Annotated in this window: 15 protein-coding genes; 6 read left to right on the top strand and 9 right to left on the bottom strand. The window is 71.1% G+C overall.

Features of this window, described 5'->3' with window-relative positions:
* Nucleotides 1-64 precede the first annotated feature (64 nt).
* The 4 genes from OG285_RS34635 to OG285_RS34620 all read right to left on the bottom strand — a co-directional run bounded on the left by OG285_RS34635 (nucleotide 65) and on the right by OG285_RS34620 (nucleotide 4191).
* A complete protein-coding gene (locus tag OG285_RS34635) occupies nucleotides 65-1264 on the bottom strand; it encodes a thiolase domain-containing protein (RefSeq protein WP_371793304.1) in 1200 nt (399 codons plus the stop codon).
* On the bottom strand, nucleotides 1261-2307 hold the full coding sequence (locus OG285_RS34630) for a thiolase domain-containing protein (protein WP_356832040.1): 1047 nt from the start codon (nucleotides 2305-2307) through the stop codon (nucleotides 1261-1263). Before OG285_RS34630 ends, OG285_RS34635 begins: the two co-directional genes overlap by 4 nt.
* Nucleotides 2307-3281 (bottom strand): Zn-ribbon domain-containing OB-fold protein, encoded by a 975-nt coding sequence (locus OG285_RS34625; protein ID WP_371793303.1) that lies wholly within the window; start codon nucleotides 3279-3281, stop codon nucleotides 2307-2309. Before OG285_RS34625 ends, OG285_RS34630 begins: the two co-directional genes overlap by 1 nt.
* A 109-nt stretch (nucleotides 3282-3390) precedes the next feature.
* Complete coding sequence (locus tag OG285_RS34620) at nucleotides 3391-4191, bottom strand: crotonase/enoyl-CoA hydratase family protein (RefSeq protein ID WP_356832036.1); 801 nt, start codon at nucleotides 4189-4191, stop codon at nucleotides 3391-3393.
* A gap of 206 nt (nucleotides 4192-4397) precedes the next feature.
* On the opposite strand from OG285_RS34620, the gene OG285_RS34615 reads away from it, so the two are divergent.
* Complete coding sequence (locus tag OG285_RS34615) at nucleotides 4398-6020, top strand: acyl-CoA synthetase (RefSeq protein ID WP_371793302.1); 1623 nt, start codon at nucleotides 4398-4400, stop codon at nucleotides 6018-6020.
* 210 nt (nucleotides 6021-6230) lie between these two features.
* Here OG285_RS34615 and OG285_RS34610 read toward each other — a convergent pair whose 3' ends face one another.
* Complete coding sequence (locus OG285_RS34610; protein ID WP_371793301.1) at nucleotides 6231-7442, bottom strand: NAD(P)/FAD-dependent oxidoreductase; 1212 nt, start codon at nucleotides 7440-7442, stop codon at nucleotides 6231-6233.
* A 420-nt stretch (nucleotides 7443-7862) separates the two neighbouring features.
* On the opposite strand from OG285_RS34610, the gene OG285_RS34605 reads away from it, so the two are divergent.
* The 4 genes from OG285_RS34605 (at nucleotide 7863) to paaK (ending at nucleotide 12241) form a co-directional block, all read left to right on the top strand.
* Nucleotides 7863-8969 carry a phage tail sheath C-terminal domain-containing protein gene (locus OG285_RS34605; RefSeq protein ID WP_356832030.1) on the top strand — a complete coding sequence of 369 codons (1107 nt, stop codon included), beginning with the start codon at nucleotides 7863-7865 and terminating at the stop codon, nucleotides 8967-8969.
* Nucleotides 8970-9565: 596 nt separating this feature from the next.
* Nucleotides 9566-9799, top strand: coding sequence for a hypothetical protein (locus OG285_RS34600; protein WP_371793300.1), 234 nt, complete (start codon nucleotides 9566-9568; stop codon nucleotides 9797-9799).
* Nucleotides 9800-10129: 330 nt separating this feature from the next.
* The gene (locus tag OG285_RS34595; protein ID WP_356832026.1) at nucleotides 10130-10783 is read left to right on the top strand and encodes a TetR/AcrR family transcriptional regulator; all 654 of its coding nucleotides are present in this window, start codon (nucleotides 10130-10132) and stop codon (nucleotides 10781-10783) included.
* Between the two features lie 156 nt (nucleotides 10784-10939).
* On the top strand, nucleotides 10940-12241 hold the full coding sequence (gene paaK, locus OG285_RS34590) for a phenylacetate--CoA ligase PaaK (protein WP_371793299.1): 1302 nt from the start codon (nucleotides 10940-10942) through the stop codon (nucleotides 12239-12241).
* On the opposite strand, the gene OG285_RS34585 is transcribed toward paaK, so the two are convergent.
* The 4 genes from OG285_RS34585 to OG285_RS34570 form a co-directional block, all read right to left on the bottom strand.
* A complete protein-coding gene (locus OG285_RS34585) occupies nucleotides 12195-13724 on the bottom strand; it encodes a fatty acyl-CoA synthetase (protein ID WP_356832022.1) in 1530 nt (509 codons plus the stop codon). The genes paaK and OG285_RS34585 overlap by 47 nt on opposite strands.
* 101 nt (nucleotides 13725-13825) lie before the next feature.
* Complete coding sequence (locus OG285_RS34580; protein ID WP_371793298.1) at nucleotides 13826-14923, bottom strand: calcium:proton antiporter; 1098 nt, start codon at nucleotides 14921-14923, stop codon at nucleotides 13826-13828.
* Nucleotides 14924-15049: 126 nt separating this feature from the next.
* A complete protein-coding gene (locus OG285_RS34575; RefSeq protein WP_371793297.1) occupies nucleotides 15050-16612 on the bottom strand; it encodes an acyl-CoA synthetase in 1563 nt (520 codons plus the stop codon).
* Nucleotides 16612-17718 carry a nitronate monooxygenase gene (locus OG285_RS34570; RefSeq protein ID WP_356832016.1) on the bottom strand — a complete coding sequence of 369 codons (1107 nt, stop codon included), beginning with the start codon at nucleotides 17716-17718 and terminating at the stop codon, nucleotides 16612-16614. The genes OG285_RS34575 and OG285_RS34570 overlap by 1 nt, the downstream gene beginning before the upstream one ends.
* Before the next feature lie 170 nt (nucleotides 17719-17888).
* Between OG285_RS34570 and OG285_RS34565 the strand changes: the two genes are divergently transcribed.
* A complete protein-coding gene (locus OG285_RS34565; RefSeq protein WP_371793296.1) occupies nucleotides 17889-19730 on the top strand; it encodes a serine hydrolase in 1842 nt (613 codons plus the stop codon).
* The last annotated feature ends 68 nt before the right edge of the window (nucleotides 19731-19798 follow it).

Here is a 19798-nt window from a genome sequence, read left to right as displayed (position 1 = left end):
ACCCCGGCCGTCCGTGCGGAGCACGGACAGGTCGCAGCGGCCCGGCGCCCGCCTCCCGCCGCGGTCAGCCGGTGGGCGGTTCGGCGCCCACCAGCCACATGGAGAAGAACTGCGAGCCGCCGCCGTAGGCGTGCCCGAGCGCCTTGCGGGCGCCGTCCACCTGGTGCTCCCCGGCCGCCCCGCGCACCTGGAGCGCGGCCTCGGCGAACCGGATCATGCCGGAGGCCCCGATCGGGTTGGTGGAGAGGACTCCGCCCGAGGGGTTCACCGGAAGGTCGCCGTCCAGCTCGGTGGCGCCCGACTCGGTGAGTTTCCAGCCCTCGCGCTCGGCGGCGAAGCCGAGGTTCTCCAGCCACATCGGCTCGTACCAGGAGAACGGGACGTACATCTCGACGGCGTCGATCTCCCGGCGCGGGTCGGTGATCCCCGCCTGCCGGTAGACGTCGGCGGCGCAGTCCTTGCCCGCCTGCGGCGAGACGAAGTCCTTGCCCGCGAAGAGGGTCGGCTCGCTGCGCATCGCGCCGCCGTGCATCCAGGCGGGTGGCCGGGGCGAACGGGCCGCCCCCGTGCGGTCGGTGAGGACCATCGCGCAGGCTCCGTCCGACGACGGGCAGGTCTCGGAGTAGCGGATGGGGTCCCACAGCATCGGGGACGCCTGGACCTTCTCCAGGGTGATGTCCTTCTCGTGCAGATGCGCGTAGGGGTTCTTCAGCGCGTTGCGGCGGTCCTTGTAGGCGACGAGCGAGCCGACCGTGTCGGGCGCCCCGGCCCTGCGCATGTAGGCCCGCACATGAGGGGCGAAGAACCCGCCCGCTCCGGCGAGCAGGGGCTGCTGGAACGGCACGGGCAGCGAGAGGCCCCACATGGCGTTGGACTCGGACTGCTTCTCGAAGGCGAGGGTGAGCACCGTCCTGTGCACCCGGGAGGCGACCAGGTTGGAGGCGACGAGCGCGGTCGATCCGCCCACCGAGCCCGCGGTGTGGACGCGCATCATGGGTTTGCCGACGGCGCCCAGCGCGTCGGCGAGGTAGAGCTCCGGCATCATCAGGCCCTCGAAGAAGTCGGGGGCCTTGCCGATGACGACGGCGTCGATGTCCGCCCAGGTCAGCTCGGCGTCGCTCAGGGCGCGCTGGGCCGCCTCGCGGACGAGTCCGGCGATGGACACGTCGTGCCGGGCGGCGACGTGGTGGGTCTGGCCGATCCCGACGACGGCCACGGGTTCCTTGCCGGCCGCACCTCGGTGGTTCGCGGGCTGGTTACTCACTGGGCCTCTCCTTCGAGGACGGCGACCAGGTTCTGTTGCAGGCACGGGCCGGAGGTCGCGTGCGCGAGGGCCCGGTCGGACTCACCGCGCTGGATCCGGGCCGCTGCCTCGCCGAGCCGGACGAGACCGGCTGCCATGACGGTGTTGGCGGCGAGCGCGCCGCCCGACGGGTTGACGCGTACGCCGTCGCCGAGCCGGAGCGCCTTGCGCAGGACGACCTCCTGGGAGGTGAAGGGCGCGTGCAGTTCGGCGGTGTCGACCGGGCGCTCGAAGGCCCCGGCCCGCTCCGCGGCCAGCCGGGCGGACGGCGAGTCGGTGAGGTCACGCACGCCGAGGCTGTGGGCCTCGATCCGGTGGTCCATGCCCCGGATCCAGGCGGGGCGCTGGCACAGGGCCCGCGCCCGGTCGCCCGCCGCGAGCACGACGGCCGCAGCCCCGTCGCTGATGGGCGGGCAGTCACCGGTACGCAGCGGCCGGACCAGGTAGTCGCCCTGCGGCCTGGGGCCGGGCAGTTGGGCGTGCGGGTTGCCGGCCGCGTCGCCGCGGCTGCGGGCGGCGACCCCGGCGAGCGCGGGCTCGTCGGTCTCGCCCGCGTCGATCAGTGCCTGCGCCTGGAGGGCGGCGAGCGCGACGGAGTCGGGCCAGAGCGGGGCCACGTAGTAGGGATCGAGCTGCCGGGTCAGCACGTCCCTGACGGAACCGGGCGAGGACTTGCCGTAGGAATACACGAGGGCGGTGTCCGCCTCGCCGGTCAGCAGCTTCACCCACGCCTCGTACAGGGCCCAGGCCCCGTCCATCTCCACATGGGACTCGGAGATCGGGGGCCAGGCTCCGACGCCGTCGAGGGTCATCGTGAAGGAGAAGGCCCGGCCGGCGAGGTAGTCGCTCGACCCGGAGCAGGTGAAGCCGATGTCGCTGGTCCTGAGCCCGGTCTGCGCGAGCACGCTGTGCAGGACCGGCATCACCATGTCGACCTCGGAGCACTCGTCGGTGCGCCGCCGGTGGTCGCTCTGCGCGAAGGCAACGATCGCGACGTCCCGCATCAGATCAGCTCCTTGTACGTGTCGTAGTCGGCGTCGGGCTCGCCGGTGGGCCGGTAGTGGTCGGGGAAGCGGGCGCCCTCGGTCCACACGGGCTCGACGCGCAGCCCCATCCGTACCTGGTCGTACGGGATGCCGCCGATCCGGCCGTGCAGTGCGAGGCCCGCGCCGTCCAGCGCGATGTGCCCGTAGACGTAGGGCACTTCGATGTCGAGGCCGCGGGCCTTGATGTTGACGATGCAGTACGTGGTGAGGGTGCCTGCGGGGCCGACCTCGACCCGGTCGGTCGTCGCGACCCCGCAGGTGGGGCAGGCGCCGCGCGGCGGTACGTAGACCTTGGCGCAGGAGGGGCAGCGCTCGCCGACCGTCTTCCGTTCGGCGAGCGCGTTGATGTAGTCGCTCTGCGCGCGGCCGGGACTGTAGACGTAGTCGAGGCGTGCGGGGGCGGTGATGCCGGTGACCGCGTCGTCGAACAGTCCGCTGTGCGCGGTCGCGGGGGCGCTCCCGGCAGCGGTCCCGCTCTCGCTCCCGTACGGCTCGAAGCAGGCGATGTCCGTGATGGCCCCGGTGCGCTCGGCGGCCCAGCGGATGCGGACGCGCTGCCCGGAGTGCACGGTGTCGGGTCCTGGGGCGTCGAGCACATGGAGCAGGGCGGTGTCGGCTCCGTCGAGTTTCACCAGGACCCAGGCGAACGGTGTCGTGAGCGGCTGGCCGCGGCGCGGGGACGCCTCCCAGGCCCAGGTGGTGACGGTGCCGGTGGGGGCGACCTCGACCAGGTCGCGTATCTCGTCGGCGGTGACGGGGTCGTACTCGACCGGTGGGACGAGGACCGTGCCGTCGCCCGTCCGCACTCCCAGTACGGTGCGCTCGCGCAGCCCGGTGAGGAAGGCGCTCTGCACGGGTCCGAGGGAACGGGTGAAGGGGAATTCGACGACGAGGGGGGCGCGGAGCACCTCCGGTGAGGGAGCGGCTGTCATGGGTGGGCTCCAAATTCTCCGCTGCGGGCGGGGGCTCGTCCGGCGGGTGCCGGAGCGTCGGAAGGGAAACCTGTGCCGGCCCCGGGCCGGCGCGGGATACGGCGCGCGGTCAGGCCCTGCGGTAGACGGGTGGCCGCTTCTCGGCGAAGGCGCGTGACCCCTCCTTCGCGTCCGCGGTGTCGAACACGGGCCAGCCACGGGCCAGTTCGGCCTTCAGCCCCTCGGCCTCGGTCAGTTCGGCCGTCTCGTAGACCGAGGCCTTGACGGCCTCGACGGCGAGCGGCCCGCAGGCGTTGATCTGGGCGGCGATCTCCAGGGCCTTCTCCAGCGCGGTTCCGTCGGGCACCACATGGCCGATGAGGCCGATGGCGGCAGCTTCGGCCGCGGTGTACGGGCGGCCGGTGAGCAGCATCTCCAGTGCGTGGGTGCGGGGGATCTGCCGCTGCAGGCGCACCGTGGAGCCTCCGATGGGGAACAGCCCGCGTCTGACCTCGAAGAGGCCGAAGGTGGCGCTCTCGGCTCCGACCCGGATGTCGGTGCCCTGGAGGATCTCGGTGCCTCCGGCGACGCAGTACCCCTCGACCGCCGCGATCACCGGTTTGCGGGGCCGGTGGTGGCGCAGCATCGCCTTCCAGTGCAGATCGGGGTCGTCCTTGAGCCGGTCGCGGTACTGCTCGCCGTCCATCCCGGCGCCGGCCAGGGCCTTCAGGTCCATGCCGGCGCAGAAGGCGCCGCCCGCTCCGGTGAGCACCACCGAGCGGACCTCGTCGTCCTCGTCGGCCGCCAGCCAGCCGTCGTAGAGCCCGACCAGCATCGGCAGCGAGAGTGCGTTCTTGGCCTCCGGCCTGTTCAGTGTGAGCACCAGCGTGGCGCCTTCACGCCGCACGGTGAGGTGTTCCGTACCACCCATGTCCGTCCTCCCGTCTCAAGGCCTGGGCGCCCTCTGGGGATCTGAGCCGGATCGGCGAGCGGCGCGTAGACAGGTTGCAGGAGGCGGGGTCGCAGTTCAATAGTTTTCTGACACTCAGTCAGATTTCTTCGCGGGAGCCCTTCCCACTTTCCGTACGCGGCGCTGTAATGACGCCGGGTCACTGGACGCCGGCGTCAGGAGATGTGGTGGAGTACAACCTTGCCGACCTGTTCGAGTCCGTCGTCGACGCGGTTCCGGACCGCGAGGCGCTCGTGTTCATCGACCATCCCGGTACGGGAGCGGAGCGCAGGCTCACGTACGCCGCGCTGGACACGGCGGCCAACCGCATCGCGCACCATCTGACCGACAGCGGCATCCGCCCGGGCGAGCACCTGGGGCTGCACCTCTACAACGGGGTGGAGTATCTGCAGACCGTGCTGGCCTGCCTCAAGGCGCGCATTGTGCCGGTCAATGTCAACTACCGCTATGTGGAAGAGGAGTTGGTCTACCTCTATCGGGACGCGGACCTGGCGGCACTGGTCTTCGACGGCGAGTTCACCGAACGGGTCGCGGCGGCGCTGCCGAAGACGGAGAAGCTGCGCCACCTGATACGGGTCGGCGAACCTCCGGAGGGCGCACCGGAGCCCGGCGTACGACCGGTTCCGTACGCCGGGGCGGAGGCCGCCGGTTCACCGGAGCGAGGTTTCGGACCCAGGTCCGCCGACGACCAGTTCATCATCTACACCGGCGGCACCACCGGAATGCCGAAGGGCGTGATGTGGCGCGCGGAGGACCTGTTCTTCTCCGGCCTCGGCGGCGGCGCCCCGACGGGCGAGCCGGTCAGTACACCGGAGGAGCTGGCCGAGCGGGTGGCCGCGGGCGGCGACGGGATCACCTTCTTCCCCACTCCCCCGCTGATGCACGGCACGTCCACCCTGACCGCCTTCATCGCCTTCAACTTCGGCCAGCGGGTCGTGATCCACCGGAAGTTCGCTCCGGATGAGGTGCTCCGCACCATCGAGAAGGAGAAGGTCACCAGTGTGTCGCTGGTCGGCGACGCGATGCTGCGACCGCTGATCGACGCGCTCAGCGGGCCGCTCAGCGGCACCGACTGCTCCTCGCTGTTCAGCGTCTCCAGCTCCGGCGCCATCATGTCGGACACGGTGCGCGCGCAGTTCCAGGAGCTGGTGCCGACGGCGATGCTGCTGAACAACTTCGGCTCGTCGGAGTCCGGGTTCAATGGCACCGCGACCCCCGACTCCGGCCCCGACAAGGGGTTCAGGCTCCGGATGAACTCCCGTACGGCCGTGGTCGATCCGGTCACGTACCGGCAGGTGGCCGTCGGCCAGGTGGGCCGGATCGCGCAGCGCGGGCACGTCCCGCTCGGCTACTACAACGACCCGGAGAAGACGGCCGAGACCTTCTTCCAGAACGACGGCGAGCGATGGGTGCTGCTCGGCGACATGGCGACCGTCGACGAGGAGGGCATCGTCACCGTCCTGGGACGCGGCTCGCAGTGCATCAACACCGGTGGCGAGAAGGTGTATCCGGAAGAGGTGGAGCAGGCGCTCAAGTCCCACCCCGACGTGTACGACGCCCTGGTCGCCGGGGTGCCGGACGCCCGGTGGGGCAACCATGTGGCGGCCGTGGTGCAGGTACGCCCCGGGGCCGACGATCTCAGCCTGGACGACATCCAGGCGCACTGCCGCAGCAGGATCGCCGGGTACAAGGTGCCCAGGCAGTTGGTGATAGCGCCGGAGATCCAGCGCTCGCCGAGCGGCAAGGCCGACTACCGCTGGGCACGCGGGGTGGCGGTCGCCGCCGACTGAACCGTGCCGGGGCGCCCGGACGGGCCGGGCCCGGCTGCCCCGCGGAAGGCGGGGCGGAAGGTGGCGTGGTGGACGGTCCCGTGCGCTGCCCGCGCCGGTCATCGCGCGGCCGTCGCCGGGTGCGGTCTCGTGGCGGGTCAGGAGCCCCGGTGACCGGGGCTCCGGCTCTCCTCGTCCGCCGGGGACGGTGACGCCCACGGCGGACGGGGGTCAGGCCCCGGCTCCCTGCGCCGCGAGTGCCTCCGCCCACGGCGTGCGGGCGGCGACCAGAGGACGCAGGGCGCGCAGCGGACGGATCATGGACACGCCCACCGCACCGCAGACCTGCCCCGCACGGGCGAAGAGCGCGGCGAACCTGCGCTCGGCGAGGCTCCCTTCGACGATCTGCACCAGGTCGGCGCCCCGGGTCCTGCCGTAGATCTGGACCTTGAGGCCGTACTGGTCCGACCAGACGTAGGGCACGGTGGTGAAGGGGGTGGCCGCCTCTCCGGCGAGGATGTTGCGGGCGACCGCGAGGCCCTGTTCGGACGCGTTGGTGCGGTGCTCGATCCGCAGCCGGTCGCCGGTCACCGGGTCGGGCCAGGACGCCACGTCCCCGGCCGCCCAGATGTGCTCGGCCGCACGGAGGGTGGCATCGCACTCGACGCCGTCGCCGAGCCGGAGTCCGCTGCCCGCGAGCCATTCGGTGTTGGGCCGCGCCCCGATGCCGACGAGCACGGCGTCCGCCGGGAGGGTACGGCCGTCGGAGAGGCGTACGCCCGTCGCACGGCCGCTTTCGGTGACGACGCTCTCGACGAGGGCCCCGGTCACGGTCCGTACGCCGTGTTCGCGGTGCAGGTCCGTCAGCATCGTCCCGATGCCGTGGCCGACCGCGTCGGCGAGCGGCACCGCCCCGTCGGTCACCAGCGTGACCTCGCAGCCGGCTTCCCGGGCGACGGCGGCCGCCTCGGCGCCGATGAAACCACCGCCGACGATCACCAGATGGGGACGGGCGGCCAGGGACTCGCGCAGGGCGGTCGCGTCGTCCAGCGTGCGCAGGACGTGGACGCCCGCGACACCCTCCGTGCCCGGCAGCACCCGGGGCCGGACTCCGGTCGCGACGACGAGCGCGTCGTAGCCGATGGCGCCGCCCTGGGCGGTGCGGATCTCCCGGGCGACCGGGTCGAGGGCCTGCGCCCGGGTGCCGGGACGCAGTTCGATGTCCAGGTCGGCCAGCGCCGCGGCGCTCCGCAGCAGGACCCGGTCGGCGTCCCACTCACCGGCGAGCAGCTGTTTGGAGAGCGGCGGGCGGTCGTACGGAAGGTGGTCCTCCTCGCCCACGAGCACGAGTTCGCCGTCGTAACCGGAGCGGCGCAGCCCTTCTGCCGTGGCGAGGCCCGCGGCGGAGGCGCCGACGACCACGACCCGGCGCGGACCGCTCACGCGAGGCTCCCGCGCAGTTCGGCGCCGCGGCGCCCGCCCTCTTCTTCGGTGGTGATGCGCATGGCCGCTCCGATGGTCACGGTGCCCGGCGGCGCGCCGTACACCACGGTGAAGTGAACGTCCGAAAATTTACACCCGTTTACTTATCCCGCCAATCCCACCCCGCTCACCCGTGCGGTAGTTGACGCTTCGCCATTGCGACCGAGGATTTTACTTGGCGGATGAGCGCAGTAGTTGGCGGATCTTGCTTCCGTAACGCGGCGTGGTGGTCAGTTCTGGCTTAGCCCCGCCGGCGCGGTCGCTCGGGTGCATTACCTGACGTGCGGTGGGGCGTTGGTCAGAACAGACGAACAGCCGCGGGTGCTTCGGTCTCGGTCGATGATCACTCGCGTCGTGTACACCACAGTGGAGGAGAGTCCCATGGCCGATCTGCAGAACTTCCCGGGCGTCTACGTCGATGAGGTGTACAGCCTCAGCCTGTCCGTCCAGGCCGGGCAGACGGCGGTGACGGCGTTCGTCGGTGACTTCCCCGGCCTGCCCGCGGGCGGGACGCGGGTGAACAGCTGGCCGGACTTCACCAAGCTGGCCGACGCGGACGGCAACGGGGACATCCACAAGGCACTGGGCCCTGCTCTCAAGAGCTTCTTCCAGAACGGCGGCCTGTACTGCCATCTGGTCAGCACCGCAGGATCCTCCCTCACCAAGGCCCTGGAGGCGGTGACCGCGCTCGGTGACGTGACGATCGTGGCCGCCCCCGGACTGTGGGACCAGGGCTCACAGACAGCCGGGGAGTGGGCCCGCGCGCTCGCCGGCTGGGCCGCACAGAACAAGGCGATGGCCATCCTCCACACCGACCGCGACCACACCCCAGAGCAGGCCGCCACGGCCGTCGACGCCTGGGGCCTGGACGAGAAGGCGCGACGCTACGCGGCGGTGTACTTCCCCTGGCTCAAGCCGGGCGGCGAGGCCGAGCCGGTCGCACCCAGCGGGGCGGTCGCGGGCGCCTGGTGCGCGCTCGACCGCGAGCGCGGTGTATGGAAGGCCCCCGCCAACATCGCCCTGCGCGGCACCGTCGGCCCGCTCCAGAAGGCCACTGACACCGAGCAGGCCGCCCACCCCAACCTCAACTTCATCCGCACCTTTCCCGAGCGGGGGACGCTGATCTGGGGCGCACGAACCCTGTCCGCCACCGACGACTGGCGCTACATCCCCGTCCGCCGCCTCTTCAACACCGTCGAGCGTGACGTCCAGAACGCGCTGCGCGTCGCGGTGTTCGAGCCGAACACCCCGCCCACCTGGACGCAGGTGCACGCCGCTGTCGACACCTACCTGCACGCCCTGTGGAGGCAGGGCGCCCTCCAGGGCAACAATGGGAAGGAGGCGTACTTCGTCCAGGTCGGCCAGGGCGTCACGATGACCGGGGACGACATCGCGGCGGGCCGGCTCATCGTCAAGGTCGGCCTCGCCGCCCTGCGGCCCGCCGAATTCATCATCCTGACGCTCACTTTGGAGATGAACCCGGCCTGACCAGCCCCGCCGAACCTTGGGGCTGCCACAGGAAGCACACGGTGGCAGCCCCAGGGAGTCACACAGGACTGCGAACAACCCGAACACGCAGATCTGGTGGCGGGCCCCCGAGAGCCGGGCATGGTCTCCCAGATGCTCCACGGAGCGTCGGGCAGGGCGGCCGTCTGCAGGTGCTCGTTGCAGCCGAAGCTGCAGCGGAAGGTGTCCTCCCCCTGTGCCACGTCCACGGCGCTTCCGATCCGCATGGGTGTGGCCCGCCGAACCCCTTCACCGCTGGAAACGCCGTCGACTCAGCAGTCCGGCACAGCCGGGCTGTGGCATTCAGCCTGGACAGGTGCGATTTCAGCCGATCAGGGCAGTGCGGCGGGATGGTGCGGCCTCGCCTCGGTGTCCGCTGCAGCGTCGAAGCGATCTTGATGTTCCCGGCCCCGGCCGCCTACGAGAGGAACTGACATGCCTGTACCAGGACGGTACCCATCATCGAGTTCTACGGAAAGCGCGGCGAGAACGACAGGAAGGGCCAGCCGAGCCTGACGGAAGGACTGCACAGTCTTAAGGACACGGACGTCCCCGACGATGCCGTCTACGCCTTCGCGGTGAAGAACCCGCAGCCCGGCTACACCATCACCTTCTTCGATGACGCCGAGGGCTCCGAGGATGCGGTGTCGGCCTCCTACAAGCTGAAAAGCCCGTTTCCCAATGACCCGACGATGCGGATGACCGTCGACGCCGGCTGCCAAGTTTCCCCCGGCAACGAGATCGTGCCCGGCGTTCACGCGAACGGCCACAGCAGCTTGCCCGAGCTGAATAGCGTGAACCGGGTCGATTAATCAAGCTGGCTGCTGTGCTTTTGCCCCGTCCTTTCCACGGAGGACGGGGCACAGCCGTACCCCCGCAGGTGACTGAGATCCGGCCTCTGCAGTCCCCACCCGGCACAAGACGCTGACACCCCCGGTGACAGAACCACTGACGTTCTCGCAGCAGACGACAGCACTCACGTTCTGAGCCGGTGACGGCATGATCCGCCAACTATCACCCTCCAAGATTCGCCAACTAGTTTTCTCCGCACCGCCCTGACCTGCGCCGGAGCGAGGGTGATCCGCCACCTATAGGTCTCGGTCACAGCCATCCGCGGACGCCCCCTGTGTCAGGCTTGGCGCATGCCCAGACACTCCGAGCCGCGGTCGACGGCCGTGCCACCGAGCTCCGGACAGCGGCCACGCAACGCCCGCGGCGAGGGCGAGAGGCTGCGCACGGAGATCATCGAGGCGATGGTGCGGCTCATCGGCGATCAGCAGCGGATGCGCCCGGTGCCGCTGTCGCTGCGGGAGGTGGCGCGGGAGGCGGGCATCACCGCGCCCGCCATCTACCGCCACTTCGCGGGCAAGGACGAACTCACGCGGGCCGCACTCGGCCACCTCTTCGGGGAGCTGCTGGCGTGCCTGGACAGCGCGGACGGAGCGGTGGCCGCACTCTCCCCGGCCGCGCGGCTGGCGGCGCTGGCGCACGCGTACGCCCGGTTCGCCGAGGAGAACCCGACGAGCTTCCGGGTGATGTTCAACGGCGCGGGCCCGCAGGACGAGGGACCGGCCGAGGTCGCGGCCCGCTGGCGCACGGCGGTCGGCCGGCTCGCGGACACGGGCATCCGGCTCGCCCAGTCCCCGGAGGCGGCCGCCGTATCGGTGTGGTCGTCGGTGCACGGCAGGCTGCTCCTGGACCGTCCGGCGGGCGGCGTCTGGCGGCTGGGCGACGTCCACGCCTTCATCGACGACCTCACCCGGTCGCTGTCGGCGGGCGCGTTCCCGGACCGGTGACCGCGGAAGCCCTGCGGACGCCCGGGAGCGGGGCGGCTCTCCCCCATCCGTGGTGCACAGCTCTTGACGGTCCGGCCCTCTCCTGAATTACTGATCGCACACAGGTCGACCGAATGATCGGTCGGCTGGTTGACCGGCCGGGACGGGAGTGACCACATGACAGCCCTGCTGGACGCGGCGGAGCGGCTCAGCCGCGACGAGCTCGAAGCCCTTCAGACGGAGCGGCTGCGCGCGACGCTCCGGCACGCGTACGAGAACGTGCCGTTCTACCGCGAGTCCTTCGACAAGGCCGGGCTGCGTCCCGAGGACTGCCGCACCCTCACCGATCTGGCCCGCTTCCCGTTCACCGTCAAGGCCGATCTGCGCGACCAGTACCCGTTCGGGATGTTCGCCGTGCCGCAGTCCGACGTACGCCGCATCCACGCGTCCAGCGGCACGACGGGCCGCCCCACCGTCGTCGGCTACACCGAACGCGACCTGTCCACCTGGGCCGACGTGGTGGCCCGGTCCATCCGCGCGGCGGGTGGCCGGCCCGGCGACAAAGTCCATGTGGCGTACGGATACGGGCTGTTCACCGGCGGCCTCGGAGCCCACTACGGCGCCGAACGCCTCGGCTGCACGGTGATCCCCGCGTCCGGAGGGATGACAGCCCGGCAGGTGCAGCTGATCCAGGACTTCCGCCCCGAGATCATCATGGTGACACCGACCTACATGCTCACACTCCTGGACGAGTTCGAGCGCAGGGGCATCGACCCCAGGTCCACTTCCCTGCGGGTCGGGATCTTCGGCGCCGAACCGTGGACCGAGGAGATGCGGCGCGAGATCGAGGAACGCTTCGCGATCGACGCCGTCGACATCTACGGGCTCTCCGAGGTCATGGGGCCCGGCGTGGCGCAGGAGTGCGTGGAGACCAAGGACGGCCTCCACATCTGGGAGGACCACTTCTACCCCGAAGTGGTCGACCCGCTCACGGGTGAGGTCCTGCCGGACGGCGAGCGGGGGGAGCTGGTCTTCACCTCGCTCACCAAGGAGGCCATGCCGGTGATCCGCTACCGGAGCAGGGATCTGACCCGGCTGCTGCCCGGCACCGCCAGGGTGTTCCGGCGGATGGAGCGGATCAACGGACGCAGCGACGACCTGGTCATCGTGCGCGGCGTGAACCTCTTCCCCACCCAGGTCGAGGAGATCGTGCTGCGCACCCCCGGTCTCGCCCCGCACTTCCAGCTGCGGCTCACCCGGGAAGGCCGGATGGACGCCCTGACGGTACAGGCGGAGGCCAGGCCGGACGCCTCCCCGGAGGTACGGGACACCGCGGCCCGGTCGGTCGCGGCAGGCATCAAGGACTCCATCGGAATCACGGCCGCCGTCGAGATCGTCGACCCCGAAACCCTCGAACGCTCGGTGGGCAAGTTCAAGCGGATCGTGGACCTGCGAAACGGTCCCGCAGCTCGCGCTTGAGGATCTTCCCGCTGGCGTTGCGCGGCAGGGAGTCCACGAACAGGACCCGCTTCGGGGCCTTGAAGTGCGGGAGCACCTCGCGGCCGTGGGCGAGCAGTTCAGCCTCGGTGACCTCGGCGCACACGACGACCACTGCCGTGACCGCCTCGATCCAGCGGTCGTCGGGCAGTCCGACGACCGCAGCCTCGGCGACGCCGGGGTGAGTGTAGAGCGCGTCCTCGACCTGGCGTGAAGCGACCAGCACACCACCGGAGTTGATGACGTCCTTCACCCGGTCGACCACCGTGAAGTACCCCTGGTCGTCGCGGACCGCGAGGTCGCCGGAGTGGAACCAGCCGTCGCGGAAGGCTTCCGCGGTCTCTTCCGGCTTGCCCCAGTAGCCCTCACACAACTGCGGTGAACGGTAGACGACTTCGCCCGCGATGCCGTCGGGGACCTCGTCGCCGTTCTCGTCGACGACCGCGGCCTCCACGAAGAGAACGGGCCTGCCGCAGGAGTCCATCCGCCCCTCGTGCTCACCCGGCCCCAGGACCATGGCGAGCGGGCCGATCTCGCTCTGGCCGAAGCAGTTGTGGAAGGCCAGACCGGGCAACCGCTCCCGGAGCCGTTCCAGCACGGGCACCGGCATGATCGACGCTCCGTAGAACGCCTTGCGGAGTCCGCTCAGATCACGGGTGGCGAAATCGGGGTGGCGGGAGAAGCCGATCCACACGGTGGGCGGCGCGAAGAGGGTGTCCGCGAGCCCCGCTTCGACCAGCCGGAACACCTCGGCCGCGTCCGGAGCGTCCAGGATGGTGTTCTCGGCGCCCACCGCCAGGTACGGCAGCAGGAAGACATGCAGCTGGGCCGAGTGGTAAAGGGGCAGCGAGTGCAGCGGCCGGTCCGTCTCCTGGAGGCCGAGGGCGGTGATGGCACTGACGTACTCATGGATGAGCGCCCGGTGCGTCATCATCGCGCCCTTGGCCAGTGCGGTGGTGCCCGAGGTGTAGAGCAGCTGCACCAGGTCCTCGGAGCCGGGCGGGCGTTCGGGGGTGAAGGGCCGGGGAGTGCCGAGCGCGGTCAGCAGCGAGTCGTCGTCCCCGCGCAGCAGGCGCACCGGGAACCCGTCCGGAACGGCGTCGGCGAGGCCGTGGTCGGCGAGCACCAGCGCGCTGCCCGACTGGCCCAGGATGTAGGCCAGTTCGTCACCGGCGAGGTTCTGGTTCACCGGGACATGGATCAGTCCGGCCCGGGCACAGGCGAGGAAGCCGATGAGGTAGACGTCGGAGTTGTCGCCGTAGGAAGCGACCCGGTCGCCGGCCCGCAGACCGTGCCCGGTCAGGACGGCGGCCGCCGTGGTGACCGCCTCGTCGAGCGCGGCGTAGGTCCAGGCGCGGTCCCCGTACCGCACCGCGGTGCGCCCCGGCACCCGCCGCGCACTGCGGCGCAGGATTCCGTCGACGGTGTCGGCGCGTACACCCGCTGTGGCGTGGTCCTGTGTCATGGCGTGATCCTGCGGTTCGCCGGGGGCCTGGTCAAGGGCGGCGTACCGGACGGGTGGAACCGGCGGGAGACAGCACGAGCCGGTCCGGCGGCACCCCGGGCTCAGGGACTGACGGCCAGGAACACGAAGGCAGCGAAGATCGCCAGGTGGATGCCGCCCTGCATCAGGGTCGCCCGGCCGGGGACGATCGTCAGGGCGCCGACCACCACGGTCAGCGCGAGCAGCACCATATGGGTGGCTCCGAGCCCGAGCAGCAGTGGTCCGCTGAGCCAGACCGAGGCCAGCGCGATGGCCGGGATCGTCAGACCGATGCTCGCCATGGCCGAGCCGAGCCCCAGATTGAGACTGGTCTGGATGCGGTCGCGGCGCGCCGCCCGTACCGCGGCGAGCGTCTCGGGAAGCAGCACGAGCAGCGCGATCACCACGCCGACGACCGCATGCGGCAGCCCGGCCGACGCGACGCCCGACTCCAGGGCCGGCGAGATGGCCTTGGCGTTGCCGACCACGGCGATCAGCGCGACCAGCAGCAGCCCGAGGCTGAACAGGGCGGCCCGCCGGCCGGGCGGCGGTGCGTGGCCCTCCTCGTCCTGGATCTCGCCCTCCTGGGTGACCGGCAGGAAGTAGTCCCGGTGACGCACCGTCTGGACGGCGACGAAGAGGCCGTACAGACAGAGTGAGGCGATGGCCGCGAAGGCCAGCTGCGGGCCGCTGAACTCCGGCCCCGGCGTCTTGGTGAACCTCGGCAGGACCATGGTGAGGGTCGCCAGCGCGGCCACCGCGGACAGGGCGGTGCCCGATCCCTCGGCATTGAAGACGGCGACCCCTCGGCGTACCGCGCCGACCAGCAGGGAGAGGCCCACGATCCCGTTGCAGGTGATCATCACCGCGGCGAAGACGGTGTCCCGCGCCAGGGAGGAGTACTTGGAGCCGCCGTCGGCCATCAGGGTGACGATGAGCGCCACCTCGATGACGGTGACGGCGACCGCCAGCACCAGCGAGCCGAAGGGCTCCCCCACCCGGTGGGCGATCACCTCGGCGTGGTGCACGGCGGCCAGTACCGCTCCGGCCAGGCAGAGCGCCACCAGAACTACGGCGAGGACCGGCAGATCGCGGCCCCAGCTGAAGATCAGGGCCACGACAGCGACCACAGGGACCACGGTGGTCCACTGTGCCGCCAGGACCCGGCTCGGCGCTCTCATGGGGCCACGCTGACAGAGATGATCAGCGACTGCCCGGTGGGCGCGCCCGGACCCGGGGCCTCACGTTCGGGTCAGGTGCCGGGCGGCAGGCTCCGCGCCGAGGCGCACAGGCTCCGTGCGGCGAGGTCAGAGGGCGCGCTCGTGTCCCTCCCAGTACGGTTCGCGCAGCCGGCGCTTGTAGAGCTTGCCGTTGGGGTCGCGGGGCATCGTCTCGATGAAGTCGACGGTCCTGGGGCGTTTGTACCCGGCGAGCCGGGCCTCGCAGTGCGCGAGGATCTCGGCGGCGAGCGCCTCGCCGGGCTCGGCGCCCTCGGCCGGTTCGATGACGGCCTTGACCTGCTCGCCCCAGTCGGCGTGGGGGATGCCGAAGGCGGCGGCGTCGGCGACCGCCGGGTGGGTGAGCAGCGCGGACTCGATCTCGGCCGGGTAGATGTTGACCCCGCCTGAGATGATCATGTCGATCTTGCGGTCGCGGAGGAAGAGGTAGCCGTCCTCGTCGAGGAGGCCCAGGTCGCCGACGGTGAAGAAGTCACCGATGCGGTTCTTCGCCGTCTTGGCATCGTCCTTGTGGTAGCTGAAGCCGCCGGTGGACATCTTCATGTACACGGTGCCGAGTTCGCCGGGCGGCAGCCGGTTGCCGTCGTCGTCGTGGACGGCGAGTTCGCTGATGGGCCAGGCCTTCCCGACGGTGCCCGGCTTCTTCAGCCAGTCCTCGGCGGTGGCGAAGGCGCCGCCGCCCTCGCTGGCCGCGTAGTACTCCTCGACGCAGTGGCCCCACCACTCGATCATCGCCCGCTTGACGTGGTCGGGGCAGGGCGCGGCGCCGTGGATGGCGTGGCGCATCGACGTCACGTCGTACCGCTCCTTGACCTCGTCGGGCAGGGCGAGGAGGCGGTGGAACTGGGTCGGGACCATGTGGGTGTGGGTGCACCGGTGCGCGTCGATGACGCGCAGCATCGACTCGGGCGTCCACTTGTCCATCAGGACCAGCGGGTGGCCGATGTGCAGGGCCGCGCCGGCGAACTGGAGCACGGCCGTGTGGTAGAGCGGCGAGCACACGAGATGCACGTTGCCCTCGAAGGGCCTGATCCCGAAGATTCCGAGGAACCCGCCGAGGTAGGTCTCCTCCGGCAGCTTGCCCGGCAGCGGGCGGCGGATACCGCGGGGCCGCCCTGTGGTGCCCGAGGTGTAGTTCATCACCCAGCCGAGGGTGCGGCCCTCGGGTACGGATCCGGGCTGCCCGCCGGGGAGTTGGGCGTACGGACGGAAGCCCGGTATGGCGCCGACCGCGTACCGGTGGGTGGCGGGGAGCCCGGCCTCGTCGGCCGCCGCCGCGGCCGCTTCGGCGAACCGCTCGTGCGCGATGAGGACCTTGGCCCCGGAGTCGGAGACGATCCAGGCGATCTCCGGTCCGACGAAGTGGTGGTTGACCGGCACCAGATAGAGACCGGCCTGGGAGGCTGCGAGATACGCGGTGAGGAACTCGACGCCGTTCGGCAGGACGACCGCGAAGGCGTCCCCGCGCTCCAGACCCGCGTCCCGCAGTCCGTGCACCAGCTGGTTGACGGCCGTGTGCAGCCGTCCGGCGCTCCACTCCTCGCCGTCGGGTGCGATCACGACCGTGCGGCCGGGGTCCGCGGTGGCCTGGGCCCAGAAGCCGTTGGGGGTCTGGCTGTCCGTCGCTGCCATCAGTGACTCCGTCCTGCGATGCGGTTGATCCGGTCGACGGCCCGCTCGAAACCGCGGGTCAGCTCGTCGAAGACCTCCTGGACGCCGCGTTCGGAGTTCATGCGGCCGACGATCTGGCCCACCGGGGTGCCGAGCAGCGGGGCGATCTCGTACTTCTGGATCCGGGAGACCGCGTCGGCGACGAGCAGACCCTGGAGCGGCATGGGGAGGGTGGCCGGTCCTGCGGGGTCGTCCCAGGCGTCGGTCCATTCGGTACGGAGCTGACGGGCGGGTTTGCCGGTGAGGGCGCGGGAGCGCACGGTGTCGCCGGAGCCCGCTTCGATGAGCTTCCGGGTGAGGGCGCGGGAGTGCATCTCGGCCTCGGTGGTGGTGAGCCAGAGCGAGCCGAGCCAGACGCCCTGGGCGCCGAGTGCGATGCCCGCGGCGATCTGCTCCCCGCTGCCGATCCCGCCGGCGGCCAGCACCGGCAGCGGGGACACGGCGTCGACCACGTCGGGGGTGAGCACCATGGAGGCGATGTCGCCGGTGTGGCCGCCCGCCTCGTACCCCTGGGCGACGACGATGTCGATGCCGGCGTCGGCGTGGCGCCGGGCGTGCTTGGCGCTGCCGGCCAGTGCCGCGACCAGGACACCGTGGCGGTGGGCGCGCTCGATGACGTCGGCGGGCGGTGAGCCGAGGGCGTTGGCGAGCAGTTTGATCGGATAGTCGAAGGCGACGTCGAGCTGGTTTCGGGCGACCTGCTCCATCCACCCGGTGATCCGCCAGCCGGAGGGCTCGCCCTCGGGGAGCTCGGGGACCCCGTGTTTGGCGAGGGTCTCCTCGACGAACCGGCGGTGCCCCTCCGGGATCATCGCCTCGACCTCGGCCTCCGTCACCCCCTCCACCTTTTTCGCGGGCATGACGACATCGAGGCCGTACGGCAGTCCGCCGGTGTGGTCCTGCATCCAGTCGAGATCACGCGCCAGTTCGTCGGGGGCGGTGTAGCGGACCGCTCCGAGTACCCCGAATCCGCCGGCCCGGGTGATGGCGGCGGCCACGGCGGGAAAGGGCGTGAAGCCGAAGATTGCGTGCTCGATCCCCAGTTTCTTGCTCAGCTCCGTCTCCATGGGGCGCAGGATGCCCCAGCGGAGCAGCCGAGGGAAGAGCTTTTCTGATGCTGTGTCAGATTCTTTGGAGCGCCGGGGACACGCGGCACGAGGGTTGACACCCCCGGACCGATGGCAGAAAGTTTCCGCAGTCGATCGAGCCCCGAAAGATACTTTCAAGGAGTGCTGGGATGAGCGGCAACGCTGCGGGCGGGGAGATCAGCAGGCGCCGGCTGGGCGGCGGGATGCTGGCCCTGGGAGGGGCGCTCGCGCTGGCCTCCCTCCCGCTGGGTCCGGCAGCCGCAGCCGCTGGACGGGCTGCGGGTCCGGGGTCCGGCTCGGCGGGCTCCGGCGCTGCGGGGCCCGGCTCCCGGTCCGGGCGTACGGTGCTCCGCCGCGGCACCCCCGAGCAGGCCGGACTGCTCCCCGGCCAACTGCGCCAACTGGTCGGTGACGCCAGGGCGTTCCTCGGCCCCTCCCCCACCCATCCGTGGTACGCGAGCGCCGTACTGCTCGCCGGGCGCGGCGGCACGGTGGCACTTCACGAGCCGATCGGGCAGGCGGTGCGCTATTCGGCGTACGACGAGAAGTCCGACACAGGTGTGGAGTTCCCCCCGGACCAGCAGATCGCGGCGGACCGGGACACCCTCTACGACCTGGCCTCCGTCTCCAAGCTCTTCACGTCCCTCGTCGCGGTGCAGCAGATCGAACGGGGCGCACTGGAGCCGGCCGCGAAGGTCGCCTCGTACCTCCCCGGGTTCGGCGCGGCCGGCAAGGCGGACATGACGGTACGCCAGCTGCTCACGCACACCTCCGGTTTCCGCGCGACGCTGGCGCTGTACAAGGAGCCGACGCGGGAGGGGAAGCTGCGGATGCTGTGGAACGAGGCGCCGATCAACGCCCCCGGCACCGCGTACCTCTACTCCGACCTCAATCTCATCTCGATGCAGCTGGTCCTGGAGAGGATCACCGGGCGCACGCTGGACGTGCTGGTCCGTGAAGGGATCACCGCTCCGCTCGGGATGCACCGCACGCGCTACAACCCGCCCGCATCCTGGAAGCCGGAGATCGCGGCCACCGAGGATGCCAGACCACCCTGGTCGGGCCTCGACCGCGGGCTGGTCTGGGGCGAGGTGCACGACGAGAACGCCTACAGTTTCGGCGGCGTGGCCGGTCACGCCGGAGTCTTCTCCTGCGCCTGGGATCTGGCGGTCCTGGCCCGCACCCTGCTGAACGGCGGCGCGTACGGGCGGGCCCGCATCCTGCGGCCCGACTCCGTCGACCTGCTGTTCACCGACTTCAACACCGCGTTCCCCGGGGACAATCACGGCCTGGGCTTCGAGCTCTACCAGCACTGGTACATGGGCGCGATGGCCACTCCGCGCACCGCGGGCCACACCGGGTTCACCGGTACCAGCCTGGTGCTCGACCCGTCCACCGACTCCTTCCTGATCATGCTGGGCAACTCGGTCCATCCGGTGCGCAACTGGCGTACGGGGAGCGCTCCCCGGGTCCAGGCGGGCAACAGCCTGGCGCGGGCGGTGCCGGTGCGGCCCGCGCACGGGCACACGGCCTGGTTCTCCGGTATGGCGAGCTCGGCGACGGCCACCCTGACCCTGCCCGTGGTCGTCCCGGCGTCCGGGCGGGCGCGTCTCGGCGCCTCGGTGTGGTGGGACAGCGAGCCGCACGCCGATGTCCTGTTCCTGGAGGCCTCGGTGGACGCGGGTGCGGCCTGGCATCCAGTGCCCTTCTCCACCACCGTCGGGGGTCAGGCGGCCGAGGCCCGTCCGGCGGGCTCGGTGGACGGCTGGTCGGGGCGCGTCTGGCACCGGCTGGACGCGGATCTGACGGCGTGGCGCGGCAGGGAAGTCCGGCTGCGCTGGCGCTACACGACCGATCAGCTGTACGTGGGCCGCGGGGCGTACGTCACCGGCATCGTGGTGGGCGACGGCCGCCGTACGGTCTTCGACGAGACCCGGGCGGCCGACGCGGCCCGGATCGAGGCGGCCGGCTGGGTACGTTCCGAGGACTGATCCGGTGGGTGACACCTGGTCAAGGGCGTTCAGCGCGGCCGGTCCTCCCTGGCAGCGAGATCCATGTC

Origin of the sequence: Streptomyces sp. NBC_01471, from assembly GCF_041438865.1 — a bacterium.
Taxonomy (GTDB): Bacteria; Actinomycetota; Actinomycetes; order Streptomycetales; family Streptomycetaceae; genus Streptomyces.
Note: the sequence above shows the minus strand (reverse complement) of the source record. Positions and strands in the feature narration are given on the sequence as shown.